Source organism: Ruegeria sp. C8, assembly GCF_056537565.1.
This window is the reverse complement of record NZ_JBQFRV010000015.1, coordinates 47,216-74,189: the sequence shown is the minus strand read 5'-3', so window position 1 is coordinate 74,189 and position 26,974 is coordinate 47,216. Positions and strand designations below refer to the sequence as shown.

The 26,974-nt window shown below is 58.8% G+C and carries 32 protein-coding genes; 18 read left to right on the top strand and 14 right to left on the bottom strand.

Annotated elements, in window-relative coordinates; genetic code table 11:
• Position 1: 1 nt before the first annotated feature.
• The 5 genes from ACR0KL_RS18015 to ACR0KL_RS17995 all read right to left on the bottom strand — a co-directional run bounded on the left by ACR0KL_RS18015 (position 2) and on the right by ACR0KL_RS17995 (position 3,631).
• Complete coding sequence (locus ACR0KL_RS18015; protein ID WP_480777345.1) at positions 2-298, bottom strand: chorismate mutase; 297 nt, start codon at positions 296-298, stop codon at positions 2-4.
• A complete protein-coding gene (locus ACR0KL_RS18010; protein ID WP_170681327.1) occupies positions 295-846 on the bottom strand; it encodes a GNAT family N-acetyltransferase in 552 nt (183 codons plus the stop codon). The genes ACR0KL_RS18015 and ACR0KL_RS18010 overlap by 4 nt, the downstream gene beginning before the upstream one ends.
• Positions 843-1,397 carry a GNAT family N-acetyltransferase gene (locus ACR0KL_RS18005; protein WP_170681325.1) on the bottom strand — a complete coding sequence of 185 codons (555 nt, stop codon included), beginning with the start codon at positions 1,395-1,397 and terminating at the stop codon, positions 843-845. The genes ACR0KL_RS18010 and ACR0KL_RS18005 overlap by 4 nt, the downstream gene beginning before the upstream one ends.
• Positions 1,398-2,906, bottom strand: coding sequence for a signal recognition particle protein (gene ffh, locus ACR0KL_RS18000; protein WP_170681323.1), 1,509 nt, complete (start codon positions 2,904-2,906; stop codon positions 1,398-1,400).
• 206 nt (positions 2,907-3,112) lie between these two features.
• A complete protein-coding gene (locus tag ACR0KL_RS17995; RefSeq protein ID WP_170681321.1) occupies positions 3,113-3,631 on the bottom strand; it encodes a hypothetical protein in 519 nt (172 codons plus the stop codon).
• An 88-nt stretch (positions 3,632-3,719) separates the two neighbouring features.
• Here ACR0KL_RS17995 and ACR0KL_RS17990 point away from each other — a divergent pair, with 88 nt between their 5' ends.
• Positions 3,720-4,250 (top strand): prolyl-tRNA synthetase associated domain-containing protein, encoded by a 531-nt coding sequence (locus ACR0KL_RS17990; RefSeq protein WP_170681319.1) that lies wholly within the window; start codon positions 3,720-3,722, stop codon positions 4,248-4,250.
• Here ACR0KL_RS17990 and ACR0KL_RS17985 read toward each other — a convergent pair whose 3' ends face one another.
• Entirely contained in the window at positions 4,251-4,991 is a 741-nt protein-coding gene (locus tag ACR0KL_RS17985) for an aspartate/glutamate racemase family protein (RefSeq protein ID WP_170681318.1), read from the bottom strand.
• Between the two features lie 73 nt (positions 4,992-5,064).
• Positions 5,065-5,646, bottom strand: a complete 582-nt coding sequence (locus tag ACR0KL_RS17980) for an NAD(P)H-dependent oxidoreductase (RefSeq protein ID WP_170681316.1) — start codon at positions 5,644-5,646, stop codon at positions 5,065-5,067.
• 112 nt (positions 5,647-5,758) lie between these two features.
• On the opposite strand from ACR0KL_RS17980, the gene ACR0KL_RS17975 reads away from it, so the two are divergent.
• The 4 genes from ACR0KL_RS17975 (at position 5,759) to ACR0KL_RS17960 (ending at position 8,375) form a co-directional block, all read left to right on the top strand.
• On the top strand, positions 5,759-6,637 hold the full coding sequence (locus ACR0KL_RS17975) for a LysR family transcriptional regulator (RefSeq protein WP_170681314.1): 879 nt from the start codon (positions 5,759-5,761) through the stop codon (positions 6,635-6,637).
• The gene (locus ACR0KL_RS17970; RefSeq protein WP_170681312.1) at positions 6,634-7,539 is read left to right on the top strand and encodes a DMT family transporter; all 906 of its coding nucleotides are present in this window, start codon (positions 6,634-6,636) and stop codon (positions 7,537-7,539) included. Before ACR0KL_RS17975 ends, ACR0KL_RS17970 begins: the two co-directional genes overlap by 4 nt.
• 59 nt (positions 7,540-7,598) lie before the next feature.
• Complete coding sequence (locus tag ACR0KL_RS17965; protein WP_170681310.1) at positions 7,599-7,874, top strand: hypothetical protein; 276 nt, start codon at positions 7,599-7,601, stop codon at positions 7,872-7,874.
• Positions 7,875-7,961: 87 nt separating this feature from the next.
• Positions 7,962-8,375, top strand: coding sequence for a universal stress protein (locus tag ACR0KL_RS17960; RefSeq protein WP_480777344.1), 414 nt, complete (start codon positions 7,962-7,964; stop codon positions 8,373-8,375).
• 1 nt (position 8,376) lies between these two features.
• Here the strand turns inward: ACR0KL_RS17960 and ACR0KL_RS17955 are convergent, their stop codons facing one another.
• Positions 8,377-8,712: a metalloregulator ArsR/SmtB family transcription factor gene (locus ACR0KL_RS17955; protein ID WP_170681306.1), complete on the bottom strand. Its 336-nt coding sequence runs from the start codon at positions 8,710-8,712 to the stop codon at positions 8,377-8,379.
• Positions 8,713-8,796: 84 nt separating this feature from the next.
• Here ACR0KL_RS17955 and ACR0KL_RS17950 point away from each other — a divergent pair, with 84 nt between their 5' ends.
• The 8 genes from ACR0KL_RS17950 (at position 8,797) to ACR0KL_RS17915 (ending at position 15,134) form a co-directional block, all read left to right on the top strand.
• Positions 8,797-9,708, top strand: a complete 912-nt coding sequence (locus tag ACR0KL_RS17950; RefSeq protein WP_480777352.1) for a DMT family transporter — start codon at positions 8,797-8,799, stop codon at positions 9,706-9,708.
• 185 nt (positions 9,709-9,893) lie between these two features.
• Entirely contained in the window at positions 9,894-10,226 is a 333-nt protein-coding gene (locus ACR0KL_RS17945) for an AtpZ/AtpI family protein (RefSeq protein WP_170380482.1), read from the top strand.
• Positions 10,227-10,228: 2 nt separating this feature from the next.
• A complete protein-coding gene (locus ACR0KL_RS17940) occupies positions 10,229-10,987 on the top strand; it encodes a F0F1 ATP synthase subunit A (protein WP_170681303.1) in 759 nt (252 codons plus the stop codon).
• Between the two features lie 48 nt (positions 10,988-11,035).
• Entirely contained in the window at positions 11,036-11,260 is a 225-nt protein-coding gene (locus ACR0KL_RS17935) for a F0F1 ATP synthase subunit C (RefSeq protein ID WP_005981269.1), read from the top strand.
• 86 nt (positions 11,261-11,346) lie between these two features.
• Positions 11,347-11,898: a F0F1 ATP synthase subunit B' gene (locus tag ACR0KL_RS17930; protein ID WP_170681299.1), complete on the top strand. Its 552-nt coding sequence runs from the start codon at positions 11,347-11,349 to the stop codon at positions 11,896-11,898.
• A 5-nt stretch (positions 11,899-11,903) separates the two neighbouring features.
• Positions 11,904-12,464, top strand: coding sequence for a F0F1 ATP synthase subunit B (locus ACR0KL_RS17925; RefSeq protein ID WP_480777343.1), 561 nt, complete (start codon positions 11,904-11,906; stop codon positions 12,462-12,464).
• Positions 12,465-12,611: 147 nt separating this feature from the next.
• On the top strand, positions 12,612-13,469 hold the full coding sequence (locus tag ACR0KL_RS17920) for a DUF5672 family protein (RefSeq protein WP_170556363.1): 858 nt from the start codon (positions 12,612-12,614) through the stop codon (positions 13,467-13,469).
• Positions 13,470-13,619: 150 nt separating this feature from the next.
• Entirely contained in the window at positions 13,620-15,134 is a 1,515-nt protein-coding gene (locus ACR0KL_RS17915) for an FkbM family methyltransferase (RefSeq protein WP_170681295.1), read from the top strand.
• Positions 15,135-15,151: 17 nt separating this feature from the next.
• On the opposite strand, the gene ACR0KL_RS17910 is transcribed toward ACR0KL_RS17915, so the two are convergent.
• Positions 15,152-15,928, bottom strand: coding sequence for an FCD domain-containing protein (locus ACR0KL_RS17910; RefSeq protein WP_170556365.1), 777 nt, complete (start codon positions 15,926-15,928; stop codon positions 15,152-15,154).
• Between the two features lie 149 nt (positions 15,929-16,077).
• On the opposite strand from ACR0KL_RS17910, the gene ACR0KL_RS17905 reads away from it, so the two are divergent.
• The 4 genes from ACR0KL_RS17905 (at position 16,078) to ACR0KL_RS17890 (ending at position 21,725) form a co-directional block, all read left to right on the top strand.
• Positions 16,078-17,286, top strand: coding sequence for an aminotransferase-like domain-containing protein (locus ACR0KL_RS17905; RefSeq protein WP_480777342.1), 1,209 nt, complete (start codon positions 16,078-16,080; stop codon positions 17,284-17,286).
• A 35-nt stretch (positions 17,287-17,321) separates the two neighbouring features.
• Positions 17,322-17,717 carry a hypothetical protein gene (locus tag ACR0KL_RS17900; RefSeq protein WP_170681290.1) on the top strand — a complete coding sequence of 132 codons (396 nt, stop codon included), beginning with the start codon at positions 17,322-17,324 and terminating at the stop codon, positions 17,715-17,717.
• Between the two features lie 141 nt (positions 17,718-17,858).
• A complete protein-coding gene (locus ACR0KL_RS17895) occupies positions 17,859-21,314 on the top strand; it encodes a chromosome segregation SMC family protein (RefSeq protein WP_480777341.1) in 3,456 nt (1,151 codons plus the stop codon).
• A 54-nt stretch (positions 21,315-21,368) separates the two neighbouring features.
• Positions 21,369-21,725 (top strand): hypothetical protein, encoded by a 357-nt coding sequence (locus tag ACR0KL_RS17890; RefSeq protein ID WP_170668012.1) that lies wholly within the window; start codon positions 21,369-21,371, stop codon positions 21,723-21,725.
• 24 nt (positions 21,726-21,749) lie between these two features.
• Here the strand turns inward: ACR0KL_RS17890 and ACR0KL_RS17885 are convergent, their stop codons facing one another.
• The 4 genes from ACR0KL_RS17885 to cobD all read right to left on the bottom strand — a co-directional run bounded on the left by ACR0KL_RS17885 (position 21,750) and on the right by cobD (position 25,418).
• Entirely contained in the window at positions 21,750-22,235 is a 486-nt protein-coding gene (locus tag ACR0KL_RS17885) for a LysM peptidoglycan-binding domain-containing protein (protein ID WP_170681286.1), read from the bottom strand.
• Between the two features lie 132 nt (positions 22,236-22,367).
• Positions 22,368-23,531 carry a lytic murein transglycosylase gene (locus ACR0KL_RS17880; protein ID WP_480777340.1) on the bottom strand — a complete coding sequence of 388 codons (1,164 nt, stop codon included), beginning with the start codon at positions 23,529-23,531 and terminating at the stop codon, positions 22,368-22,370.
• Between the two features lie 10 nt (positions 23,532-23,541).
• Positions 23,542-24,462: an adenosylcobinamide-phosphate synthase CbiB gene (gene cbiB / locus ACR0KL_RS17875; protein WP_480777339.1), complete on the bottom strand. Its 921-nt coding sequence runs from the start codon at positions 24,460-24,462 to the stop codon at positions 23,542-23,544.
• Positions 24,459-25,418: a threonine-phosphate decarboxylase CobD gene (gene cobD, locus ACR0KL_RS17870; protein WP_480777338.1), complete on the bottom strand. Its 960-nt coding sequence runs from the start codon at positions 25,416-25,418 to the stop codon at positions 24,459-24,461. The genes cbiB and cobD overlap by 4 nt, the downstream gene beginning before the upstream one ends.
• Positions 25,419-25,599: 181 nt before the next feature.
• On the opposite strand from cobD, the gene ACR0KL_RS17865 reads away from it, so the two are divergent.
• Positions 25,600-25,962 carry a response regulator transcription factor gene (locus ACR0KL_RS17865; protein WP_170556374.1) on the top strand — a complete coding sequence of 121 codons (363 nt, stop codon included), beginning with the start codon at positions 25,600-25,602 and terminating at the stop codon, positions 25,960-25,962.
• Here the strand turns inward: ACR0KL_RS17865 and ACR0KL_RS17860 are convergent.
• Positions 25,944-26,933 carry a glutathione S-transferase family protein gene (locus ACR0KL_RS17860; RefSeq protein WP_480777337.1) on the bottom strand — a complete coding sequence of 330 codons (990 nt, stop codon included), beginning with the start codon at positions 26,931-26,933 and terminating at the stop codon, positions 25,944-25,946. The genes ACR0KL_RS17865 and ACR0KL_RS17860 overlap by 19 nt on opposite strands.
• Between the last annotated feature and the right edge of the window lie 41 nt (positions 26,934-26,974).

The following is a 26,974-nucleotide window of genomic DNA, read 5'->3' as shown; positions in this document are numbered from 1 at the left end:
TTCACTCTTGATGTTTCCGGTGGTGTCGGATGACTTCCTGAATGATGAAATTCAGAAAAGCCTTGGCGAAATCTGGGTCCAGATCGGCCTCTTTCGCCAGGTCTTCTAGCCGTGCGATCTGCGCGGCTTCGCGCGTGGGATCGGACGGGGGAAGGTCGTGTTCGGCCTTGAGCTTGCCAACGGCCTGCGTGTGCTTGAACCGCTCGCCCAACGTATAGACAAGGATCGCGTCCAGCCGGTCGATGCTTTTGCGATGCTCTTTCAGCAGCGTCGCAGCCTGTGTCACGGGGTTCGTCATTGGCCGGTCCTTTCGGAGGTCAAAGCAGTTTTAGAAACGGTGATACGCGGGTGACGCCACATCTGGGCTTTCTTGCCCAGCAGCTCGGCTTCGCGCTCATAGGTGGCGCCAAGACGCTCGGCCAAAGCGCGCGAGCGGTCATTTGCGTGGGCGATATAGGACATAACGCCGTTCAAGCCTTGATGCTGGGCAGCGTAGTGGCGCGCGGCCTGCGCGGCCTCAAAGCCCAGACCTTTGCCTTCTGCCTGCTCCATCAGGGTCCAGCCCAATTCCGGCTCATCCCAGCCCGGAGCAAAGATCATACCCGCCCAACCAACGAACGCGCCGCTGGATTTCTGTGTCAGATGCCACAGGCCAAAGCCATTGAGCGCCCAATGGCCCAACCGTTTAACCAGCGAATCCCAGCTGCCCAGTTCATCCTTCGGACCTCCGACCATATAGCTGCGTTCTGTATTGAAGAACGCAGTCATCGCGGGAAGGTCGTCCTGATGCGGTGCGCGCAGGATAAGACGTTCGGTTTCGACAGTGGGGATGTTGAAAGAGGTCATGCGTAGGCCTCCATTCCACCATTCACCAGATCCGCCGGGGCTGGGTGCCGCCAGATTTCCGACGTCCCATATTTGGGATGCTCGTAATTGTATTCGAACTGTGCGCCCAGACGTTTGGCAACGGCGATGCTGGCGTGATTATCAGGATCGATCAGCGAGATCGCAGTATCCCAACCCAGAACATCATAGGCATAGCTGCGCGCTGCAAACCCGGCCTCAGTCGCGTATCCCTTGCCAGTGGCGTGGTTCAGCAGCGTCCAGCCAACCTCGGGTTCAGGCCAGCCTTCGGGGCACCATAGACCGACACGACCAAGATATTCGCCGGTGTCTTTTTCATCGACGCTCCAGTATCCGTAGCCGCGCAGCGACCAATGGCCCAGCAGAGCAGCGATCACACGCCATACCTCGTCCCGGCGCATCTGACCGCCGACATACTTCGCAGCTTCGCTGGAGAAGAACGCGGTGTCTGCGTCCAGATCAGCCTCGAACGGCGCGCGCAGAATCAGGCGCTCGGTCTCAAGTTGGGGGATATTAGGCGCGAGGGCAGTCATTTACTTCTTCTTGCCAAACCCGCTGAGGCCCTGAGGCAAGCCCATGCCGCCGCCCAGTCCGGGCAGACCACCGGGCATCTTGCCACCCATGGCCTTGGCCGCCTGTTCCAGCGCCTTGGGGTCCATGCCTGCTGCCATTTCTTCGGGCGAGGGACCACCTTTGCCGAACATGCCCTTCATGGCCTGTTTCAGCATCTTGCCTTTGCCCATCTTGCCCATTTTCTTCATCATGTCCGACATCTGCCGGTGCATCTTGAGCAGTTTGTTGAGGTCGCTAACCTCCATCCCCGAACCGGCGGCGATCCGTTTCTTACGGCTGGCCTGCAGCAGCTGCGGGTTGGCGCGTTCGCGTTTGGTCATCGACTGGATCATTGCAATCTGCTGGCGCAGGATCTTGTCATCGAGACCGGCCTGATCCATCTGCTTGGCCATCTTGCCCATGCCAGGCATCATGCCCATCATGCCCTGCATACCGCCCATCTGGATCATCTGCTCCAGCTGCATTTTCAGGTCGTTCATGTTGAACTGACCTTTGACCATGCGCTTCATCATGCGCTCGGTCTGTTCCATCTCCATCGTTTCCTGGGCCTTTTCGACCAGAGCAACGATGTCGCCCATGCCCAGAATACGACCAGCGATCCGGTCCGGCTCGAAGGTTTCGAGCGCGTCCATCTTCTCGCCCAGACCAACAAAACGGATCGGCTTGCCGGTGACAGCGCGCATCGACAGCGCCGCACCGCCGCGCCCGTCACCGTCCATCCGGGTCAGGACCACGCCGGAAATGCCGACCTTGGCGTCGAACTCCTCGGCGACTTCAACTGCGACCTGGCCGGTCAGGCCGTCGACGACCAGCAGGGTTTCGCGTGGGTCAACCACATTGCGGACCTGCTCGACCTCGTCCATCAGCACTTCGTCAATGTGCAGACGGCCCGCAGTGTCGAGCATGTAGACGTCGTAACCACCCAGCGTCGCCTGCTGTTTGGCGCGTTTGGCGATATCGACCGGCGTCTGGCCCGGAACGATCGGCAGCGTGTCAACACCAACCTGCGTGCCCAAAACAGCAAGCTGATCCATCGCCGCCGGGCGATAGACGTCGAGCGAGGCCATCAGGACCTTCTTGCCCTCTTTCTCTTTCAGTCGTTTGGCGAGCTTACCGGTGGTCGTGGTTTTACCCGAGCCCTGCAGACCGACCATTAGGATCGGGGCAGGCGGGTTGTCGATCTTCAGCTTGCCGGGGTCTTCTTCGCCACGCAGGGTTTCGACCAGCGCGTCGTGCACGATCTTGACGACCTGCTGGCCGGGCGTGATCGACTTGGTCACCGCCTGGCCGGTCGCCTGCTCCTGAACCTTCTTGACGAAAGCGCGCGCCACCGGCAGCGAGACGTCGGCCTCAAGCAGGGCAACGCGAACCTCGCGCAGGGCGGTTTTGACGTCTTCCTCGGACAGCGCACCTTGTTTTGTCAGCCGGTCAAAGACGCCAGAGAGGCGTTCGGATAGATTTTCAAACATGCCTTCGGCCTCCTATGCCGGTTTAGATGTGGCATCCCCTAAGTAGGAAACGCCGGTTAAATGCACAATTGCCCCCTCCCACTGAATTAGACGTGGGGGTAATGCCAAATGGCATTGCCCCCACGGGCGAAACTCGCTGGTGGGGGGCGATCCCTGAACGACTCAAGGGACCGGAAGGTCTACGCTTCCGGATGTTTGGTGGGGCTTTAGGCGGATTGGATGTCAGAGTCAACCGTGTGCGCCGGAAGCCAGGCATTGACCGCATCGACCATCCGCTGTGCGCCGCCTCCGCTGACATAGGCTTCGACAATCGGGTGACGACCAGCACTCATGCCCTTTTCTAAGATTAGAACAGGGCGATGCATCTTGGACGAGTTTCCTTTACGGCTCGAGGTGGTGGTTTCCACCTCGGCATGGGAGAGGTTCGACAGATCATGTTCCACGGTGTCATAACCAAAGATCGATTGGCGGCGGATCACGATGCTGTTTGTGCGACGGTCCAGTATGACCTGCACGCGCCGCACAAAGACGCAGAAGGCGCCAAAGCCCAAACCTCCACCGACCAGGGCAAAGAAAATGCCGAAGAAGATGCCCTCACCCCCTTCGGTGGCCATGAAGAGGCCTGCGCCGACGAAACAGAGGATGAAGACAACCAGCATGATGCCTATCAGCCAGGGTGTATTGGACAGGATCAACTGGTCCGGGGTGTTGCGCGTGACTTTCATGGCGGTACGCTAGCATCGAATTCGAGGGCTGTCGTGGCTTGAATTCGCCCGCGCGTTGCGCGATGAGCGCGTCGAACAGGAGGGTCTCATGGACGCATCATCCGCTTTTCAGGACACATTGCCGCTCAGTTCCGATGCGTTGTTGGCGCAGCTGGATGATTGGGGGTTGGAGTATCGGCTGCATTCTCATGTGCCGCTGCGCACAGTTGAGGATGCAAAGGCCGTTGAGGACCAGTTTATGGTGCCGGGTGAGAATGCCTTGCGGTTGAAGAACCTGTACCTGCGCGACAAGAAAAAGCGCAACTATCTGGTGACGCTTGAACAGAGCCGCGAGATTGACCTCAAAGCGCTGGGCGCTGAATTGGGGATCGGTAACCTGTCTTTCGGCTCGGCGGATCGCTTGTTGGAGAACCTCGGCATCCGTCCGGGTGCAGTCAGCCCGCTGGCGATGATCAACGGGGTACAGAATAACGTGCGGTTCTTCATGGACGCAGCGGCGCAGCAGGCCGACGTGATCTACATGCACCCGCTGGTCAATGACCGAACCGTCGCGATGACGCAGTCCGATTTGATGGCGTTCTTCGACCGGATCGGATGCGCCGTGACCTGGCTGCCTTAGTCACTCCTCCAACGCTTGTTTCAGCGCGGCGGCTACATGGGCCGCCGAAGGGTTGATGAACAAATGTCCGTCGGCTTCGAACACGGGATCGTCCAGATGGTTGGGGAAGGCCAGCGGCAGTTCCGTACAAGCCAGCAGGATGGCCGTGCCCGGTTCTGCATGCTTGTTACAAAAGGCCAGCAGCCGGTCATGAGCGGATTCTGACGCACCGCCGTAAAACTCGTTGTCGATCATGGCCTGCATCTCGGCGATTTCGACTTCGGGCAGACGATCATTTGCGGCGAGGCCCTCCTGTGCCAACCTGTCGGCGTAGTTGGTCGCCTGCATGGTCACGGCCGTGCCCAAAACCAGCGCCCGTGACGCGCCTGTTGACGCGGTGACCTCGGCCGTCGCGTCGAAGATGCTGAGAATTGGCATCGACACGCCCTGCCGGATAGCATGAAGACGTGCGTGCGGAGTGTTTGAGGCGATGATGCCAAAGTCGCATCCCGCATTCTCCAAGGTCAGAAGCGCCTCTCGAAACACCGCGTCGAATGCGGTCCAACTTGCCTCATCGCCGGCCATACCGCGCAAGGCCCGTGTTTTGGCTTGCGTGACGGACTCGATTGTCATCGGTGGAATGGGGAGGGGGGACCCGTGTCCACGCGCGGCGAAGTGGCGGCTCGCCCCTTCGGAAATCGCGCGGTAGTAATCCACCGTCGAGGCCCAGCCGACGCCCCCAAGAATTCCGATCTTTTTCATGACAAACGCCCAATCCGCAGAAAGCTACTGCCGTGCAGATTGGACGTTTCGCTTTGCTTTGGCCAGAGCCTGATCAGGCTGCCAGTTCACCAATGGCTTTGTGGGCATTTTTGACCGACGAGTCGGCGTCAATGGCCAATTGATCTGCAGCTACGACGTCGACGTCAGTGATGCCGATGAAGCCTAGAACATGCTTGGCGTAATTGGTTGCAAAGTCGATTTCAGATCCGACCGCCGTGCCACCTGATGCGATTGCCAGAACGGCGCGTTTGCCTTCGAGAAGGCCTTTGGGGCCGTTTTCGGAGTAAGAGAATGTCAGACCGACTCGGGCAACCAAATCAATCCATGCCTTGAACGCCGCCGGGACCGAGAAGTTGTAGATCGGCAGGCCGATCACGATGGTATCGGCGCGTTGAAGTTCGTTCACCAGCTCGTCGGACAGGGCCAGTTGATCACGCTGAACGGCATCGCGTTGGTCTGCCGGAGTGAAGTTAGCGGCGATCCAGTCCTCGGTCAGCAGGGGCAGGGGGCTGGCCAGATCGCGGCGGATGATGCGTTCCGCGCCAAGATGCTGGACGACGCGATGCGACAGGTCGCGGGTTGCTGATCCGGTGCGGCGGGCCGAGGCGTCGATATGCAGGATTGTTTTGGTCATGATGTCCTCATTGGGGAAATTTCGCTCTGCTCCCAATATGAGCGTTGTGCTGGCGAACAAAACTCGGCTAAGTCAACATTGAGTGTTTGAAATTGCACATTATGAGGTCGTGATGGACAATTGGGACGAAGTCAGAACCGCGTATCAGGTGGCCCGTATGGGAACGGTCAGCGGCGCGGCCGAGGTTCTGGGCGTGCATCATGCAACGGTCATTCGCCATATCGACGCCATCGAGGCGCGCCTTGGAGTGAAGCTGTTCCAGCGTCATGCGCGGGGGTACACCCCGACCGAAGCGGGTGAGGACCTTTTGCGCGTGGCCCAAGCCACAGAAGATCAGTTCAACCAATTGGTTGGTCGCATGAAAGGGCGCGGCGATGACGTCTCGGGCGAGTTGGTCGTGACCTCTCTGGCGTCGCTGGCCCCCCTGGTCGTGCCGACATTGACCGAGTTTCAGAGGTCACATCCGGGCCTGATCGTGCGCTATCTGACCGGGGATCGTCTGTTTCGGCTGGAATATGGTGAGGCGCATGTGGCCATTCGTGCAGGTGCCGCGCCTGATCAGCCTGACAATGTTGTACAGCCCTTTGTAGCGCAGGAGGTCGGGCTCTACGCCAGCAAGGATTATATAGCACGGCGCGGCAAGCCTTCGGGTGTAGAGGATTTTGGCAATCACGCATTTGTCGGCAATGACGATGAAAACAGCCGCGCGCCGTTTTCACGCTGGCTGCGTGCAAATGCACCGGTTGAGGCGATGACTTTCCTGTGTTCCAACAACTTCACCTGCGGCGAAGCGGTTCTGGCTGGGGCAGGGATAGGCTTCATGGCCCGGTGGGAGGCCGTGCGCCATCCTGAACTCGAAGAGGTCATGGAGCCGCTGCCGGAGTGGTCCGGCAAGCTGTGGCTGGTGACCCATGTAGACCTGCATCGTACGACCAAGGTGCAGTCTTTCCTGCAATTCCTGAAGGACCAGTCCAAGGGCTGGCTGCCATGAGCCCACAAGCGCGTGGCCATCTGGCCATGCTGGTCTTCTCGGCCCTGGTCGCAGGCAGTTTCTCGTTGGGGTCGATCATCGCCAATGAGATCGCTCCGGCGGCGCTGAATGCGGTGAGGTTCGGGATAGCAGCAGCTGTGATCGGCCTTGCCGCATTGGCCACCACCGGTTTGCCACGCAGTGCAGCGCAGGCGCCTTGGCGGTATCTTGTGCTGGGCGGGCTGTTCGCCACCTATTTCGTGCTGATGTTCTACGGGCTGCAAACCGCCCCCCCGGTCAGCGCGGCTGCGGTATTTACCCTTACACCCGTGATTGCCGCCTTCGCTGGGTGGGCGCTGTTGCGTCAGGTCACAACGCCCCGGATGGCTCTGGCCTTGGTGGTCGGCGCGGCAGGTGCGCTTTGGGTGATCTTTCGCGCTGATTGGCAGGCGTTCCGGGCGTTCTCGATCGGAGGAGGTGAGATCATCTATTTCTGGGGCTGTGTCGCCCATGCGATCTACACCCCGATGGTGCGCAAATTGAACCGGGGCGAGCCGGCCGTGGTGTTCACCTTCGGCACGCTCGTCGCAGGGTGCCTGTTGCTGACCGGCTTTGGCTGGCGCGACATCCTTGCAACCGACTGGGCCAACCTTCCGGGTATCGTTTGGCTGGGCCTGTTCTACCTGTCCTTCTTTGCAACAGCTGTCAGTTTCGTGCTGGTGCAGTTCGCAGCTTTGCGCCTGCCCTCGGCCAAAGTGATGGCGTATACTTATCTCGTCCCAAGCTGGGTGATCCTGTGGGAGATCGCGCTGGGCAACGGCATCCCGACAGGCCTTCTTCTGGGTGGGGTCGGGCTGACCATCCTCGCGCTTCTCATGCTCTTGAAAGACGAAGCGCCCGCTCCGCAAACAGCGCCGGAGTGACTCTTGTGCTTGATCCCAGCTGTGGCAGAATTCGACCATTGCACGAAAGGAACGCAAAAATGACCCGAGTTTTCGTGATTGGAACGGCCCTTTTTCTCTGTGCCTGTGCCCCGAGCGGCTCTGACAAGAAGGGATCAGATCTGCAGGCCAGTTGCGAGGCGCTGGTATCGGCGGAAACGGGTGTGGCATCTGGCGATGTTCAGGCGACCTCAACGCGGTCAGAGGCAACGGGAACGGTCGTGAGCGTCTCTGTGGCGGGTGCTGAAGCGCCCTGGATTTGCCGGGCCGATGCGACCGGTGTGATCACCGGTGTAGAATACAGTCAGGAGGGGTAAACCGGCCCTTTTTTAAAGGGGTTGAGCCAGATCAAGGCCCCAAATTGCGTTGTCCTCTAACCTCAAACCCGGAGAGAGGAGGAATTCATGTACAATCACATCATGATCCCTGTCGACTTGCATATGCCGCCTGAGGTCCAGAAGGCAACTGCAGTCGCGGCTGAAATCGCCAAATGGCAGAGCGCCAAGGTTACCCTCGTCAGCGTGACGGGTATGCTGCCTGGCGAGGCCTTGCAAACGGATGAGGCGATTGCCGAAAGCCTATCGGCGCTGGCAGACGAGATCGGCAAACTAAGTGGCACCGAGGTTGAGACGCGCAATATCCACTCTGTCGATGTCGCCGCCGAGGTAGACGGGGATCTTGCGAAAGCCGCCGAAGAGATTGGCGCGGATCTGATCGTTGTTGGCACACACGCCCCGCGGATCACAGACTACATCTTCACGAGCCACGCCGGGAAACTGGCGCAGCATTCAAAAATGTCGGTCTTCGTGGTCAGATGACTTAGGGGTCGTCTCCCGACGGTAGCTCGACTTCCAAAAACCGTTCGAACGCGTCCAGATTGACGGGTTCGAACTGCCCGAAGCCCTGCATCCAGACCGAGGCTGTGCGCAGGGCGTCCGGCTCCAGCTTGCACCATTTCACCCGCCCGCGTTTTTCCTGGCTGATCAGCCCGGCCCGGGTCAGAATGACCAGATGTTTCGAGATCGCGGCCAGAGACATCTCGAACGGTTCGGCCACATCGGTGACGGCCATGTCATCCTCCAGCAGCATCGCAAGGATGGTGCGGCGGGTCGGATCGGCCAAAGCGGCAAAAACAGTATCGAGGTCGTTTGACATGTCACGTTCCTAATACGCAGGAACCGGTTTGACAATTTGCGGCCCATCGCGATGCTGCGCGTTGACTTGAAAATGGGTGTCTCAATGCCGCTGAAATACTGGCTGGTGATCTGTATCCTCGGCATAGGCTGGGGCATGTCTTTCATGTTCAACGCCATTTTGCTGCGCGAACTCGGGCCGCTGTCCGTGTCCATGGGGCGGGTTGGGTTTGGAGCACTGGGGTGCTGGATTTACGTCATTGGCGCCCGTCTGAACGCACGCCTGTCAGGCAACCGCGCGATTGCCTTACTGGGGTTTGGTGCGCTCAGCTATGCCGCGCCATTCGCGTTTTACGCGCTGGGCCAGCAGCATATTGGTGCCGGCGTGGCGGGTATCGTGAATGCAACGACGCCTGCCTTCGCGGTCATCGTCTCGCATTTCTGGCCGGGGGGTGAGCGGGCAACCTTCTTGAAGTCTATGGGCGTGGTCTGTGGGTTCGCGGGCATTGTCGTGCTGTCGCTGCCGGTTCTGTATTCCGGGGCCGGTTCCCAGTTCTGGGCCATACTGCTGATCCTGCTGGCTCCGGTCTGCTACGCCTTCTCGGTCAACTTCGCGCGCGCGTTCCAGGATATGCAGCCCGTGGTTCTGGTTGCCTTGGCTCTGACCGGAGCAACACTGGCAATCACTCCGCTGGCCCTCTGGCAAGAGGGGTTGCCCCATGTCACCCGGGTTGAGACCTGGGCGTCTCTGCTGATGATCGGATTTGTCCTGACCTCGGCGGCGTTCATCGTGTTTTATTGGCTGCTGCCCAAAGTGGGTCCGACGAACATTTCAACCGTTACCCTCATCGCGCCGGTCTCGGCGTTGGTGCTGGGAACGTGGGTGTTAAAAGAGGCCCTGCGCCCCGAGCATATGCTTGGTATGGCAGCGATCCTTGTCGGGCTTTTGCTGATCGATGGCCGCATTGTTCGGCGGATGCGCCAAGGCACGGAAGTCAAAGATCAACCAAAGGGTTGAATATGGCATTTTAGGCGGATTGCCTGATTTTGGCCTTTGCCTGTGCAGTTGAGCGATTTTGAGTAGGTGGTTTATTATTTTAAAATCAGTACTTTAACCTGCGTCAATTCGGGCGTTCAAGCCCGTTGACTCTGCGCCCCTTGCCCCTTAGCACCTAGCCTCAAGACTATACGAGGGAAACGCCCGTGACCGATGACGACCAAAAGCAGCGTATGGCGCAGCTTGAGGCCAAGATCGACGCGGCGAAAAAGGCAAAACAGCCCAAGCCCCGTGCAGATGCTGACGTATCCGGAGGCGAGCTTGCCTGGAGGATGGTCATCGAAATGGTATCCGGTCTGGGGATCGGATTTGGCATCGGATATGGGCTGGATAGCCTGCTCGGGACAATCCCGATCTTTCTGGTGCTGTTCACATTGCTGGGCCTTGTCGCGGGCGTGAAGGTTATGCTCCGCAGCGCGAAAGAGGCCCAAGAGAAACAAATGGCGGCGACGGCTGCCGAGAAGGACGAGAGGGACTGAACGTGGCAACTGAGACCACCGCAGCAGAAGGCAGCAGCCTGGTATTCCACCCAATGGATCAGTTCATCGTCAAACCGCTGTTTGGCGACGGCGCTGTTGGTATGTTCACCATCACCAACGTAACCCTGTGGCTGTTCTTTGCAATCGTCGCGGTTATTCTGCTGCTGGTTCTGCCCACATCGAAGCGCGCGATTGTTCCGACACGTATGCAGTCTGTTGCAGAGCTGACCTACGGATTCGTCTACAAGATGCTGGAAGACATCTGCGGCAAGGAGGGCGTTAAGTTCTTCCCCTATGTCATGACCCTGTTCATGTTCATTGTCTGCGCCAACTTCCTGGGCCTGATCCCGACCTCGTTCACTACAACCTCGCATTTCGCGGTCACCATTCCGCTGGCGCTGGCAGTGTTCCTGACCGTAACCGTTCTGGGCTTCGTCAAAAACGGCGCCGCGTTCCTGGGTCTGTTCTGGGTTTCCAGCGCGCCTCTGGCCTTGCGCCCGATCCTGGCGATCATCGAGCTGATCTCGTACTTCGTACGCCCCGTCAGCCACTCCATTCGTCTTGCCGGTAACGTCATGGCTGGCCACGCGGTTATCAAGGTTTTCGCAGGCTTCGCTGCGGTTGCCGTGATCTCGCCCGTGTCCGTTCTGGCGATCACCGCAATGTACGGTCTTGAGGTCCTGGTGGCCTTCATTCAGGCCTACGTATTCACCATTCTGACCTGTGTTTATCTGAAAGATGCGCTGCATCCGTCGCACTAAGGTCCGAACACCCAACATCGAAACTTCCAATTCGTAAGGAGATACATCATGGAAGGCGATCTCGCACACATCGGCGCAGGCCTGGCAGCAATCGGTTCCGGCGCAGCCGCAATCGGGGTGGGCAACGTAGCAGGCAACTTCCTGGCCGGCGCTCTGCGCAACCCTTCGGCGGCTGCTTCGCAGACCGCAACCCTCTTCATCGGTATCGCGTTCGCAGAAGCCCTGGGGATCTTCGCATTCCTGGTCTCGCTGCTGCTGATGTTCGCCGTATAATCTGCGGAACCTGATCCTTACGCGCAGGTGGGCCCAAGCCATAGCGGCCCACCTGTTGTAAAGACACGTTTCCGACGGAGGATATCATGGCGACTGAACCCATTACTAAAGAGGTAGCTGGCTCGTGCGTCGACTCCTATGGCTCTGCCATCGGGATGCCGCAGCTCTGCTTCGATTGGTTCCCCAACCAGATTTTCTGGCTGGTCATTACGCTGGTCGTCATCTTTCTGGTCCTGTCTCGCGTGGCTCTGCCTCGCATCGCGGCAATCCTGGCTGAACGTCAGGGGACCATTACAAATGACCTGGCTGCGGCCGAAGATCTGAAGGCCAAAGCGGTCGAGGCCGAAGAGGCCTATAACAAGGCGCTGGCCGATGCCCGTTCTGAGGCTCAGCGTATCGCAGCGGAAGCCCGCGCCGAAATCCAGTCTGGTCTGGATGACGCGATTGCCAAAGCGGATGCGGAAATCGCTGCAAAGGCGGCTGAATCGGAGAAGGCAATTGCCGACATCCGTGCCGGTGCGTTGGAAAGCATTCAAGTGGTTGCCAAAGATACGGCGGCTGAACTGGTGACTGCACTGGGCGGCGAGGCAGATGCCAAAGCCATCGACGGTGCCGTTGACGCGCAGATGAAAGGATAAGTGACATGCGGAACACTCTTGCCCTTATCCTGACCTTCGGCGCGGCCAGCCCCGCATTGGCGGCCAAAGGACCGTTCTTCTCGCTGGGCAACACCGACTTTGTCGTCCTTCTGGGCTTCATCGTCTTCATCGGGGTTCTGTTCTACTTCAAGGTCCCCGGCATGATCGGTGGCGCCCTGGACAACCGTGCCGAGGGCATCAAGTCGGAACTCGACGAAGCCCGAGCCCTGCATGAAGAAGCCCGCAGCCTGCTGGCCTCGTATGAGCGTAAGCAGCGTGAAGTGCAGACGCAGGCAGATGCCATCGTGGCTGCGGCCAAGGACGATGCGGCTCTGGCAGCGGAACAGGCCAAGGTCGACCTGGAAATATCCATCGCACGCCGTTTGGCGGCCGCGCAGGATCAGATCGCTTCGGCTGAAGCTTCGGCTGTGAAGGAAGTTCGCGATCAGGCGATCTCGGTTGCGGTATCCGCTGCAAACGCCGTTCTGGCGAAACAGATGACTGCGACGCAGGCGAACAAGCTGATCGACGCGGCCATTGCTGATGTCGGTGCTAAGTTGCACTAGAGCATGCAAGACCAATGTTTCAGGCGCCTGTTGAGGTGCCTGAAACATAACAACACCGAACGTTGCGGACGCCCTGTATTTCCAAAGAACAACACTTCTATAGTACCTGCTGGTTGCATTGAAACAGAGTGACTTAGGAGATTGATCTTGAACAAGTCAGTAAGCAGTACATGTACTGTTGTGGTTCCGGTCTATCGTGAACTTTGTTCGGCTGAGCTTCAGGTACTCAAGCACAATCTGGACGTGTTGGCGAGAAATAGAGTCGTGCTCATTGGTTCACGCTGTCAACGTGATTTGCTGCGAAAAACGAGAGATGTCATATCACCAGCGGTCGGACAGGAAGTTTTCTTGGAGCTCTTTGAAGGCAATCACTTTGAAAGTGTAAAAGGTTACAACAGTCTACTAAAGAGCGAGACATTTTTTCGCCGCTTCTTGGACAGCGAGTACATTTTGATCTGTCAGCATGATGCGGTTGTTCTAAGGGATGAAGTTGAGGAGTGGGTGCAAAAAGGCTATGCATTTGTCGGAGCACCTATGTTTAAAGGGTATAGCGAGCCTCACAGGCCATTGAAGCTCTTGAAGACGTTGAATGGAGGGTTCAGTTTGCGCCACGTTCAATCTGCTTTGAGGGTGTTGCAATCGACGAAAATGATCAATCGAACCAAGTTTTTTAGTACGCTTTCTAAGCTTGGTTTCGTGCGTATTGCTGATTGGATTTGTCGAATTTTTCTAAATTCCAGGGTAATGGTTGTGAAATCCGGTATAAACGAGGACATTTTTTGGTCCGGATTTGTGCCAGAAAGATTTCCAGAATTTCGGGTTCCACGGCCGAGAGACGCCGCTCAATTTGCCTTTGAAGCTTGTCCGTCAGAGTTATATGAACTGCTTGACAGAAAATTACCAATGGGCGGTCATGCTTATGAGCGGTATGAGCCTGACTTTTGGGTAAAACATGTGCCCGCCGAATTGAAGGCTGCGATAGGATATTTGGGAAAAACTGAATAGCGAAGGCCGGACTATTGCTTCTGCCGAAGTGTCAAACAAGGCAAACACTTGGTCGGCAGGTTTCATTGGACACCAGCCTGGCAGAGCTCAGTACAATCTTGCTTTGTGCAAACTGCGACGCATGTCGCGCGAGGAAACGGACGAAAAGAAATGAAAACGATACCGAAGGCGTCTGTCGTAACCAACAAGACCGGGTACGAGTTGGAGTTTTCGTTCTGTTCGTTGGTGTCCAGCGCTGATCAATACCAAAATATGATTGTTTCAATGCGAAATGCGGGTTTTGATGATACATTTTGCGAGTTTCTATATGTCGACAATCGCGTGGAAAATACTGGTGATGGATTTGCTGGTTTGAATGCGGCCCTAAACCAGGCTCGAGGGCGGTATGCGATTTTGTGCCATCAGGATATCCTTGCAATAGATGGACCCACAAGGTTGCGAGAAGTAATTTCACAAGTTAGCGAGCTGGATCCAAATTGGGCGGTTTTAGGGAACGCAGGAGTTGGAGGCAAAGATCGTTATTACTATTTGACTGAAAGAAACACAGTTGTCGCAGGGACGAAAAGGAACCCAATAGCCAGGGTGAATTCTCTTGATGAGAACTTCATGGTGGTTCGCCAAAACACCCGCGTTGCATTCTCGAATGATCTCACGGGGTTTCATCTCTATGGAACAGACCTCGTTGCGCAGGCCGAAATGCGAGGATACTCTTGTTACGTCGTCGATTTCCGAGTGGAGCATTTGGGCCTAGGCAAGATTGACGATGCGTTCAAGGAATCTTGCAATAGGTTCGAAGAAAAATATGCTCGCGCATTCAAGCCGAAGACTGTAACCACGACATGTGCAACAGTCGACATTGGTACATTGGAAGGTAAGGGGCGAAAAGATCGCTACCTTGGATTTGAACGCGGACCAAACTTTGTTCGGCCGAGTAAAAAAGCGAAGAAGAAAATTCGTTCAAAACTGTCGGGGCACACCATTGAAATAGACGGAATGCGATTCAGCTACCCCGAAGATATTCCTTTTGCTGCGTACCACGCCCTCTACAAAGGGATTTATCAGCAACCAGAGCGCAATTTGATGCAGGACTATCTTCCTCCTGATCTCCCAGTCGTTGAACTTGGTGGATCCTATGGAATTGTCTCAGGACTTTTGAATCGAAAACTGAACGAGGACGCTCGCCAAGTTGTTGTCGAAGCTAACCCCGAACTCTTAGACCTATGCAGAGAAAACGCGCTCGCTATCAACCCTAGTCGAAAACTTGCGCTAGTTAATTGTGCGATAGACTATTCTGGAAGAGATAGTATCCCGTTTACGGTCACCTCCGGTACCCACGGTAGCCATGTCGCTGAAAACTGGCGGGACAACGGAACCGGTGGCGAAAGAATATCGGTGCAAGCCATAACATTGACGCAGCTACTGCAACAAGAGTGCATTGAAGGTGAGTATTCTTTGGTGTGTGATATTGAAGGCGCTGAGTTCGATCTGATTTCCCAAGATGCAGCGGCGCTTAGCAACTGTCGCGCAATGATCGTGGAATTGCATCCTGGAGTGTTTTACGATCGGGGGAAAACCGTTCAGCAATTACTAGAAAAGCTGGAGGCTTACGGTTTTGAAATTCAAAAAAGTGAAGCGACGGTTGTTGCTGCCGTACGAGCAACCTAGGAATTGGTAAACCTACATCAATCGGGCCACATCATCGGTAGATGTTGAAGTCTTTGCTTTGCGATTTCGTCATTTCGTTTCGAGGTTTGTTGCTCGAAGAGACACGTTTCGACAAAACTCAAGTGTTTTTCAACAGCTTGCTTTGCCTTGAAAGGATCGCGCTGTTGCAGTGCCTGATTGATCGCTCGGTGTTGGTCGAGGATGGCTTCGCGGGTTGCGCGTTGCTGGAACATCATCTGGCGATTGTAGAACACGCCCTGACGCAGCAGGTCATACATTGACCGCATCATATGCAGCATGATTACATTGTGGCTGGCCTCGATGATGGCCATGTGGAAGTCCGCGTCCAGTTGCGCCTCATCTTGGGTGGCGTTGCGGTCATGGGCGGCCTCCATCCGGTCAAAGATCGCCTGAACGACTTTCAGATCACTTGTCGATCCCAGACGCGCGGCACGCTCGGCGGCCAGCCCCTCGAGGTCGCGGCGGAAAGAGAGGTAGTCGAACACTGCCTCTTCATGGCTGCCAAACAATCGGATCAGCGCTGGCGAAAAGGCGGACCCGAGCACCTCGGCTACGTAGATTCCTGACCCGGCTTTCGCGGTCAGCAGGCCCTGCTCCTGCAATTCGGCGATGGCGTCGCGGAGGGATGGGCGAGAGACTCCCATCCTCTCGGCCAGTTCTCGTTCTGACGGCAATCTCTCGCCGGGGCGCAGGATGCCACGCAGGATCAGCAGCTCGATCTGCCGGACCACTGCAATCGATAGCTTCTCGGTCTGAATTTTCTGAAAGGGCATAGGGTCGTCCGAAATTGGTCAAAACATATGACCACAGGGCGCGTGCAGGTTCAAGAACAGGGCCTCACATCGTGTGAAACATTAGGTCAATATTATTGACTTTATTTGGCGTCCGCATAGGCTGCGCGCATTGAGATCGGAGGAGCCCAATGACCACACATCCGCTATTCGCCACTCGGACGCAGAACATGAAGGCATCCGAGATCAGGGAGTTGCTGAAACTCCTGGATCAGCCAGATATCATCTCATTCGCCGGTGGTATCCCCGATCCTGCCCTGTTTCCGGCGGACGCGTTTGCGCAGGCCTTTCAGGCAGCTCTTGGTCCGGACCGGCAGGCGCAAGCGCTGCAATATTCGGTGAGCGAAGGATATGCTCCGCTGCGCGAATGGTTGGTCGACCATATGGCCTCAATCGGAGTCGCGTGTGACATGGACAACATCCTGATCACTTCGGGCTCGCAGCAGGCGCTGGACTATTTGGGCAAGCTGTTCTTGTCTCCCGGCGATACCGCCTTGGTCGGCTGGCCGACCTATCTGGGTGCAATCTCCGCGTTCAATGCCTATGAGCCGCGTTTCGACCAGCTCAGCATTCCCGGCAATCAAGGGGCCGAGGAATATCGAAAGGCCGCAGGCGAGGGACGGGTCAAATTCGCGTATCTCTCGCCGGACTTTTCCAATCCCACGGGTGAAACTGTCGATCTGCGTGGGCGCGAGGCACTGCTGGATCTGGCCGAGGATCTGGACTGCGTGGTTATCGAAGATGGGGCCTATCAGGCGCTGCGCTATGACGGTGCGCCAATCCCTCCGATTCTGGCGCTGGAGCAAGCGCGGAAGGGGTCGATTGAGGGCTGTCGGACGATCTATTGCGGCAGCTTCTCGAAAACCCTGTCGCCGGGGTTGCGGGTTGGTTGGGTTGTGGCGGCCAAACCTATCATCTCGCAGCTGGTTCTGATGAAGCAGGCGGCGGATCTCCATTCGGCCACGATCAACCAGATGGCTGTGCATCAGGTGGCGCAGGCCTGTTTCGAAAGCCATATCCCAAAAGAGAGGCAGACCTATCGCGCGCGCCGCGATGCCATGTTGACGGCGTTGCAGGCCCATATGCCCGACGGTGTCTCCTGGACCAAACCCGAGGGTGGGATGTTCGTGTGGCTGACGCTGCCCGCCGGGACCAGCGGTGCTGCGCTTTTGGCCCGAGCTCTGGACACGGTCAAAGTGGCCTTTGTTCCCGGTCAGGCGTTTTTCCCGGATGGCAGTGGTGAAAACACCCTTCGGCTGAGTTTCTCAAACTCCGATGAGGACACCATCCGCGAGGGCATTCGGCGCCTTGGGCAGGTGCTGCGTGCTGGCGGTCAGTAAGGCTTCGTTAACCATATCGCCGTTAGAACGGCAGCATGATGCGCTTGCTTCCTGTCCTGCTGCTGGCTGCCTGTTCGGGTGGCTCGCCTCATTTCCGTGATATGCCTGCGACGCGGGTTGCAGTGAATGGTAGTGTCTTTGACGTGCGTGTGCGCGGCCCATTGGCCGAGGCGGTGCGAGTGAACTCTCAATACGCGCCGCGGCTGGGGCCGGTTCGCGACCGGGCGGCGCTAGCCATGGCGCAGGTCTCGGGCTGTCCGTTGATGGATGTGTTGGGGGATGCGGCGGTGACGGTGGGCGTGTTGGGCTGTGATCAGGAACTTGGGGAAAAGCTGATCTTTGGTGCGCTGCTTTTGCGGCCCTATGAATGCGTCAACTACGGTTATTCCGGCAGTTCCGACTATCAGGTCTTTGAGTGTACGCCCTATTAGCGCGCGTCGCATTGCGCGTGAAACTGCCAAGATGTTGTGGATAACTCGGGTCCATCGCCCATATCCTGCGCATATCCGTTGACTCGGCCCCAATCCGTTGCGCAGACTTCCCTGTATTAGGAATCATGGGACAGGCGGCCTTTGCGCTTTAGCAAACTCAAACTGACCGGCTTCAAAAGCTTTGTTGATCCGACCGATCTGATCATTGCGGACGGGTTGACCGGTGTGGTGGGTCCCAATGGCTGCGGCAAATCCAACCTTCTTGAAGCTCTGCGCTGGGTGATGGGCGAAAACCGTCCCAAATCCATGCGTGGCGGCGCGATGGAGGATGTGATTTTCGCCGGGGCGGCTACGCGACCTGCGCGCAACTTTGCCGAAGTGGTCCTAACCATGGACAACTCGGAACGTCTGGCGCCTTCGGGCTTCAATGACAGCGACCAGTTGGAGATCATCCGCCGCATTACCCGCGATGTCGGCAGCGCCTACAAGACCAATGGCAAGGACGTGCGCGCCCGCGATGTGCAGATGCTGTTCGCCGATGCCTCGACCGGGGCGCACTCGCCGGCACTGGTGGGTCAGAACCGCATTGCCGAGCTGATCAACGCCAAACCCCGCGCCCGACGCCGCATTCTGGAAGAGGCTGCCGGGATCTCAGGCCTCTATCAGCGGCGGCATGAGGCCGAGTTGAAGTTGAAAGGCACTGAGGCCAACCTGACCCGTGTCGATGATGTGTTGGAACAGTTGGGCGGCCAACTTGCGCAATTGGCGCGTCAGGCGCGTCAGGCCGCGCGCTACCGCGAGATCGGAGAACAGCTGCGGCAGGCCGAGGGGATGCTGCTTTATCGGCGATGGAAAGAGGCCGATATCGCCCGCCAGGTTGCCGAAGACAAGCTGCGCGACCGGATCACAGAGGCTTCACGCGCTGAAGCCGCTGCTCGAGAGGCCGCTGCCAAACGCGCGGAGATTGAGGAAACCTTACCGCCCCTTCGCGAAGAAGAGGCCATCGCCGCCGCCGTCCTGCAACGCCAGCAGGTACAGCGCGATCAACTCTCGGATCAGGAAACCCGCGCGCGCCAGACCATTGAGACGCTGACCAACCGCATCCAGCAACTCGGCAACGATATCGAACGCGAAACGGGCCTGAACCGCGATGCAGGCGAAATGATTGAGCGCCTCGAATGGGAAGCCCGCGAGCTGATCAAGGCTGCGGAAGGTCATGATGAAAAGGTTGCCGAGGCAGCTGAGGTGGCGCGCGAAGCGGCCTCGATCCTGCAGGAACGCGAAGACCACCTGTCTCAACAGACCGAGGATATGGCCCGCCTGGTCGCGCGCCACCAGTCGGCGCAGCGCTTGGTTGAGGACAGCCGCAAGACCCTAGCTCGGTCCGAGGGCGAAGAGCAGAAAGCGCGGCTGGCGGTGGACGATGCCAAGTCTGCCCTGACGCGCGCGGATGACGCTTTTGAGGCGGCGCAAGAGGGTGAAGAAGAGGCTCGTGAAGCTGCCGAAGCGGCCGAGGAAGCGCTGGCTGCCGCAGATGAGATGCGGACCGAGACGCAGGCGCGCGAGGCTGAGGCCCGGGCCCAACGGTCCGAGGCCGAGGGTGAGTTGGGGGCTATACGGGCCGAAACCACCGCGCTGGCCAAACTGGTCGAACGGGACACTGCCGAAGGTGGGCAGGTGCTGGACCTTCTGCGCGTCGCACCGGGCTTTGAAAAGGCGCTTGGGGCGGCTTTGGCCGACGATCTGCGCGCGCCCTTGGTTGAGGGCGATGGGCCATCAGGTTGGGTGCAGGTCGCGGGCTACGACGCGGATCAGCCTCTGCCGGAAGGGGCCGAACCTTTGGCGCTGCATGTCTCGGGGCCGGATCGCCTCAGCCGCCGGATCGCGCAAATCGGCTTGGTTGATGCAGAGCTTGGCGCGCGGTTGCAGACGTCCTTGAAACCGGGTCAGCGGCTGGTGTCGCGATCCGGTGATCTGTGGCGCTGGGACGGATTCCGCGCCTGGGCCGAAGATGCACCCAGCGCAGCTGCCTTGCGGTTGGAGCAGTTGAACAAGCTGGAAGCTTTGAAACAGGAACTCGCCCGCACCGAGGCGCAGGCCGAAGGGGCCCGCGCAGCGCATGAGGCCCTGTCGCAGCAATTGGCCGATGTCACCGAAGCAGACCGCCGCGCGCGTGAGGCGCGCCGCGGTGCCGATCAGCGCATGGCCGAAGCCGCCCGCGCCTTGTCGCGCGCCGAGGCGGATCGCAATCTGGCGCAGGGCAAGCTGGAAACTCTGACCCTGTCTGTGGATCGCCACAAAGATGACGCCATGTCTGCCCGCGCGCAATTGCGTGAGGCCGAAGCCGCGCTGACCGAACTGGGCGACCTCGACAGTGCCCGCGCGCAGGTTGAAGACATCAAGCAAACGGTCGAAGCCGCGCGGATCACAATGCTGACCCACCGCTCGACCCATGATGAGTTGCGCCGCGAAGGTGAGGTTCGGACACGTCGCAGCCAGGAGGTGACGAAAGACCTCAGCGGGTGGAAGCACCGGTTGGAGACCGCCGAAAAGCGGATTTCCGAACTGGCCGACCGAAAGGAGGGGTCCGAGGAGGAACTCTCCGAGGCCATGGCTGCGCCCGCCGAGATCGCCGAGGCACGGGAAGAGCTGAACGAGATGATCGAAGCCGCCGAAGCCCGCCGGGCTGAGGCCGCCGATAAGCTTGCCGAGGCCGAAACCCAGCAGCGGGAGGTTGTCATGGCCGAGCGTGACGCAGAACGCGTGGCCTCAGAAGCGCGCGAAACCCGTGCGGCAGCTGAGGCGCGCTGTGATGCGGCGAAGGAAAGCGTCGCAGCAGCGGCCGAGCGGATTGCCGAAGATCAGCAGCTGACCCCGAACCAATTGCTGAACCAGTTGGACGTGAACCCGGATCAGATGCCCGCCGCCGACGCGCTTGAGGCAGAGGTCAACCGCCACAAACGCCAGCGCGACGCGATGGGTGCGGTGAACCTGCGGGCCGAAGAGGACAGCAAAGAGGTTAAGGAAGAGTTCGACACTCTGAACGGTGAAAAGGCCGATCTGGAAGAGGCGATCAAGGCCTTGCGCAGCGGTATTGCCAGCCTCAACCGCGAAGGGCGCGAGCGTCTGCTGACTGCGTTTGAACAGGTGAATTCGAACTTCGCCATGCTGTTCAAGCACCTGTTTGGCGGCGGCGAGGCCAATCTGGTCATGGTCGAAAGCGATGACCCGCTGGATGCCGGGCTCGAGATCATGTGCCAGCCGCCGGGCAAAAAGCTCTCGACCCTGAGCCTGTTGTCGGGCGGGGAACAGACCCTGACCGCGACCGCGCTGATCTTTGGCGTTTTCCTCGCCAATCCTGCCCCCATCTGCGTGCTGGATGAGGTCGACGCACCGCTGGACGATGCCAACGTCACCCGCTTCTGCGACCTGCTGGACGAGATGTGCCGCCAGACCGACACACGGTTCCTGATTATCACCCACCACGCGGTGACCATGGCGCGGATGGACCGGCTGTTCGGCGTCACGATGCAGGAACAAGGCGTGAGCCAACTGGTCTCGGTCGACCTGAAAAAAGCCGAGCAGATGGTCGCCTGACCGCTCACCGCAACGTTATGACGGTTTGGCGGCGGGGCAGGGTAGTCTGGCCGTATGATGCGTTTTCTGATCCCATTTCTGTTTACTGCCGGTCCGGTCTGGGCCGTCGACTGGCCCACCAAACCCGGAGATGTGCCGTTGTCGCCGGATGAACTCGACGCCTTGGCGGGCCGAACACTGACCTTCTACGATGACGGCAAGGCTGCATTCTCGGCGGGCGGTGCCTACTCCTACACTTACGCCAGCGGAGAGTCCGCCTTTGGCACCTACAGCTTCGCCGCGGATGGCAGCGTTTGTATCGCCTATCGCAACGGGTTCAGCCGGTGTGACCTCTATGTGCGCAGCGGCGATCGGTTGATTCTGATCGATCAAAAGGGTGATCGGTATCCAGTTAGACCCGAAGCGCAATAGTAATCTGCCGCTACTCACGCGCGATTAGACGATCGGAATCCTCAACTCCTGACCGGGGAATATTACATCAGGGTCGCTGATAAAATGCGCGTTTGCCCGTTGGATCACCGACACCTGTCCGGCATTGCCGTATTGCGATACAGAGATCGCCGTCAGCGTATCTCCGGGCGCGACGGTGTAGTTCCGATACCCGACATATCCCGGCAGAATGCGCGGACCGTAAAAGATCGGAACATGGACGGTCGGAATCCCGCCCTCCCCACCGGCGCTGTCGTCCTTGACCGTCAGGATCAGACGGTCGAGTTGGAAATTCGGATTGTCAGGGACTTCCAGCGTGGCCTGAAACTGGCGAAGCGCAATTGCCCCAGCCGTCGCGGCTCCATTGAATTCCACATGACCTTCGGTGACCGAGATCGAAAGATGGCCTTCAAAGCCAACGGCGTTGCCTGCGATCATGATTGTCTGGCCGACGATGTCGAAGGGTTGGGGCTGAAGTATTTCAATATTCATTAATGAACTCCTTCGCAATGGATAAGGAAATCATACCCCGAACGGGCTTCGGGACAAAATCGGACCGGTGGAAAATGGCCAATCATGCGCCCCGGCTGACGTTCTGGTCAGCCAGCAGGGGTGCCACTCCGTCTAAAGTCTGTTCAGTAAGTCAACCGTAGGCCAGGCATCCGCAGGCAGGCCCAATCGCGCCTGTTCCGCCTGTACTGCGGCCCGAGTGCCCGCGCCCAGAATGCCGTCGATTTTGCCCACGTCATAGCCGCGCGTTTGCAGCTTGCTCTGCAATTGCTTCATCTGCGCGCCGTTCAGGCCTGCTGCGGGATTGCCCGCGTCATAGATCTGCGCGCCTTCTAGCCTTGTGCCGAAATAGGCCGCCGTAAGGACATAAACAAAGCTCTGGTTCCATTCGAAATAGACGTCGAAATTCGGATAGGCTAGAAAAGCCGGCCCTTTGTGCCCCTGCGGTAGGATCAGCGAGGCAGGCAGGTTGGCCAGCGAGCCGCTACGGGCCTGCACACCCATTGCCTGCCAGTCAGACACTGCACGAGGTTTGCCCGGCCCGGACAGCGACCAATCCATCTGCGCGGGCACTGTCACCTCCTGCAACCAAGGCTGGCCCGGTTGCCAGCCCAGATGCGACAGCATCTTGCCCCCCGACATCAGCGCATCCGGGGCCGAGGTTTTTAGTGAGACCTTGCCGTCCCCATCCCCATCCACGCCGTTTTCCAGAATGTCTCGGGGCAGCATCTGGACCATGCCGATTTCTCCGGCCCAGGCGCCCGTGGTGCGGGCGGGGTCGAAATTGCCCTGACTGTACAGCTCGATGGCCGCGAAGATCTGGGGTCGGAACAACTCGGGGCGGCGGCAGTCATGGGCCAGCGTGACCAGCGCATTGCGGGTGTTGAAATCGCCCTGAAACGCGCCGTAATCGGTCTCGAACGCCCAGAAGGCCAGCAGGACCCCGCGTGAGATGCCATATTCGCGCTCGATCCGGTCGAACACCGCGTCGTATTTCTGGGACATGGCCTTGCCGCGGTCGATCCGGTTGGCCGAGATCAGGCGGCGCGAAAAGTCGATGAAGGGTTTCTGGAACACCCCTTGCGCGCGGTCGGCTTTCAGAACGGCGTTGTCCTGCTGGACGCCCTTGAAGAAGGCGTCGACAGTCGGCTTGTCGAACCCTTGTTGAACGGCCTCGGCCTTTAGCCCTTTGACGAAGGAATTGAACCCTCCGCCACATTGCGCAAAGGCGGGCGAGGCGAACAGGGTGGCGGCGACGAGGCCGGACAGAAAGCGCATGGGGCGTCCTTTAGAAGATCACGTTGATCCCAACCCACACTGAGACGAGGCCAAGCGCAAGCCCCCAGACACGCCAGAGCATGTCGCATGCGCGGAAAACCTCTGCCGCGCCGATCTGACGGCGCGCATCGCCATTGACCCAGGCCAGGTCGCGCAACTGTCCGTCATAGCTGCGCGGCCCGGCCAGTGCGACGTCGAGCGCGCGGGCCATGGCGGCCTCGGGCCAGCCTGCATTGGGCGAGATATGGCGGCGGGCATCCTGCAGGATATCCTTCCAACGCGCCCATTGGCCTGATAGTGCCACGATCATCAGGCAGGTCAGGCGCGCAGGGATCAGGTTCAGCAGGTCGTCGAACCGGGCCGAGGCCCAGCCGAAGTCGCGATGTTTCTCGGTGCGGTAGCCGATCATGCTGTCAGCGGTATTCACGGCCTTGTAGACCAGCAACCCCGGCAGGCCCGCCAATAGAAACCAGAAAGCGGGCGCGATAACGCCGTCGCTGAGATTCTCGGCCGCGCTTTCGATCGCGGACCGGGCGACCTGTTCCTCGGTCATGTCGCTTGTGTCTCGTGAGACGATCATGGCCACCTGCGCCCGCCCTTCGGCAAGCGAGGCGTGTAGCCCGTTGCCGACAGCGCGGACATGGGTCACAAGCGACTTCTGCGCCAACAGGATCGCACAGACCAGAATCTCCGCAACTCCGCCAAGCTGCGCCAGCACCCAGCCGACACCATAGGCTACAATGACCAGTATGAGCAGTGTGTAAACGCCCTTGGCACGCCGCGTCGCCCCGTGGTTCAGCCGCTTGTCCAGCCATCCAATGGCATTGCCGATCACCACCGCAGGGTGCCGGATGCGGGACCAGAGCCAGTCCGGCTCGCCCAGTGCCGCGTCCAGACACATGGCGCAGACCAACAGGAAGGGGATGCTCACAGCGCGGCCTCCAGCCGATCCCACCCATGTGCAGGCGGCAGACCGAGGCGTAAAAAGCGTTCGGAGTAGGGGAAGATGCGGCTCCAGATATGTGCCTGCGCCAAACGGTCTTGCCAGAGGGCTGCATCATCGACCTCGTAGAGGCGGAACAGGCTTGTGCCTCCGACCAGACGCGCGCCTTTGTCACTAACCAAAGCGTCCAGCCGGGTGGCCTCGGCCTCCAGACGCAGGCGGGTCTCGTTTGCCCAATGCGTGTCCTGCAGGGCTTGTGTTCCGACCCGCAAAGCAGGCCCCGAGACAGACCAAGGGCCCGTCAGGTCGTTCAGTCTGGCAATCAGTTCCGATGCACCGATGGCAAAGCCCAGCCGCATCCCGGCCAGCCCCCAAAACTTACCAAAGCTTTTCAGCACGATCACGCCGGGCTGTCCGGCCTGATGGATTAGCGAGGCACCGGGCATCACATCGCAAAAGCTTTCGTCGATGATGGTCAAAGGCGCGGTGGCGTCGCTGGCCTGCCACACCCGGCCATCCGGGTTGTTCGGATGCACGATCACACGCGCCTCAGCTGGACCGCTTTCTTGTACCGACCAGCCTTGAGCCCGAAAGGCGGCGGCATGTTCGTTATAGGTGGGCATCGTGATCTGCACCCGGCCTTGCGCGGCCAGTGCGGGAATGCGCGCGATCAGAGCCGAAGCTCCGGGCGCGGGCAGGATCGCTGCCTCAGCCGGGACATTCCAGAACTGGCGGGCGGCTGTGCTGAGCCGTTCGAACGCGCCGTGATCGGGCAGTTCGGTCCAATCCGAGGGGTGTAGCCCAGCGATCGGGTAGGGATGCGGGTTGATCCCGGTGGACAGGTCGATCCAATCGCTGCGCGCGCCGCCATATTGCGCGATAGCCCCATCCAGACCGCCACCATGGTCGCGTTTCGCACGAGGATTCAATTCGCTATCGTTCATCCCACCGCATGTCCCAAATGACGTATTCGCCCCGCTTCAAGCGGATTTTCGCCGTTTTGACAAGCAAATCCGCGTGATCAGACCCGTCAGCAGGCAGAGTTAACACTTTGTTAAGGAAATGACGTGATCACGGGTCTTGGGGGTCGGCACCACTCACCACACCAAGTGCCGAGGTTGTAGTATGAAAGTTTTGATTGTTGAGAGTAACCCCGATCTGGGTCGGGTCTGGAAAAGGCATCTTGAACGACAAGGTGCCGAGGTGACGCTTGTGGCCGGACAAGAGGCCGCGATACTGGCGCTCTATGGCTCGGAGTTCGAGATTATCGTGCTGGATCTGGTTCTGGAAACCGGCAGCGCGCTGGCCGTGGCCGATTTCGCCAGCTACCGCCGCCCTGAGGCGCGGGTGATTTTTGTCACCAACACCACCTTCTTCTCGGACGGGTCGATCTTTGCCCACAGTCCAAATGCCTGCGCCTATGTGCAAAGCGGCACTCCGCCCGAGGATCTGGCGGCGATGGTAGAGCACTACGCAGCGGGGCGCTGATCCCGTCCGTGCGGTTCAAGATAGTCAAGCGTCGGGTTCACCGGGATGATCCGGTGCGGATTGATGCTGTCGTGACTGTAGTGATAGTGCCGCACGATATGGTTCATGTTCACGGTCTGCACGACGCCCGGCCATTGATATAGCTCACGCGTATAGGCCCAGAGGTTGGGGTAGTCGATCAACCGGCGTTTGTTGCACTTGAAGTGCAGGTGATAGACCGGATCGAACCGGATCAGCGTGGTGAACAAACGCCAGTCGGCCTCGGTCACGCGGTCGCCCATCAGGTAGCGGTTCCGGGCCAGTCGGTCCTCGAGCCAGTCCAACGTGTCGAACAGGGGGCGGACGGCGGCGTCATAAGCCTGCTGTGAGGTGGCAAAGCCGGATTTGTAGACACCATTATTGACTTCCGAATAGATCCGCGCGTTGACCTCTTCGATCTCGTCGCGCATTGCCTCGGGCCAGTAGTCATCGCGGTTGCCTGTGATCTCGTTGAAGGCCGAGTTGAACATGCGGATGATTTCAGAGCTTTCGTTCGAGACGATCGTCTCCTGCTGTTTGTCCCACAGGATCGGGACAGTAACCCGGCCGGAATAGGCGGGGTCGGCCTTGGTGTAGATTTGATGAGCATAGTCCAGACCATACAGATCATCTCCGGTCGCGCCATGATCATCGGTTGCAAAACTCCAGCCCTTGTCCAGCATGTCCGGATGCACCACCGAGACTGAGATCAGATCACTTAGCCCTTTGAGTTCCCGAAAGATCAGTGTCCGATGGGCCCAGGGGCAGGCGTGGCTGACATAGAGGTGATAGCGCCCCGGTTCTGCCTTGAACCCGCCCTTGCCGGACGCGCCAGCGCTGCCATCAGCCGTCAGCCAATTGCGGAATTGAGCGGCGCTGCGCTTGAATGCGCCGCCGGTGGATTTGGTGTCATACCAGGTGTCGTGCCAGGTTCCGTCGACCAACAGGCCCATCTCGCGTCCTCCGTATCTGCGTTTCGGCAAAGATAGGGCGC